The organism is Aeromonas sp. QDB68, from assembly GCF_027707405.1.
GTDB lineage: Bacteria > Pseudomonadota > Gammaproteobacteria > Enterobacterales > Aeromonadaceae > Aeromonas > Aeromonas caviae.
Window position 1 is genome coordinate 1 of the sequence record NZ_JAPCIQ010000245.1, and the last position, 679, is coordinate 679.

Sequence of the window (679 nt, forward strand, 5' to 3'; positions counted from 1 at the left end):
ATAGTATCATCGACTCATACGATGAGCCGTTTATATTAGCTGATCGGCTCATTTCGTGATCCGATCGAGATCGTTCATCGACTCATCTGGTGAGGTGGTCTCAACGCTCACTACCGCTTAAATTCAGTTTTTGGCTACAAAGTTTCATGGAGGGTTGGCGCTAGGAAAATAAGCAGATCCAAAAGCGATTTAGCTCACGACTTCTTTAATGATTCTATTTCTCTGATCGTCATGGTGCCAAAAAGAGTGGAGCTTATGCTGGGATTGAGAGATAATTTTACTGATATAAAAATGTGATACATGAGGCTATCAATGAACGATTTTTTGAAAACACTGATGAATATTCGTAGTCTTCGTGCTGCACTGCGTGATCTCTCATTTGAGCAGTTGGTCGAGGCTAAAGAGAAATTTGACGAAATTTATGCCGAACGTGAGCAGCAAGAGAGCAAAATCAGAGCTGAGTCAGCAGAACGCCTGCAAAAGCTGGCTGAGTTTACCGAGATGCTGAGAGACGCTGGCATTGATCCGAGTGAGCTTGTTGGCACAGCGGCTCCGGCGAAAGCTGGCGGATCAGCCAAAACCAAACGTGCTCCTCGTCCTGCAAAATACAAGTACACCGAGGATGGTCAGGAGAAGACCTGGACTGGTCAGGGTCGCATGCCCAAGGCCATCGCAGAAG

General features: G+C 46.2%; 1 protein-coding gene. It reads left to right on the forward strand.

Going from position 1 to position 679, the window contains the following annotated elements; all coding sequences use genetic code 11:
* Positions 1-312 precede the first annotated feature (312 nt).
* Positions 313-679: H-NS family histone-like protein (locus PG892_RS22470; RefSeq protein ID WP_270825935.1), on the forward strand; the 367-nt coding region annotated here is incomplete at its 3' end.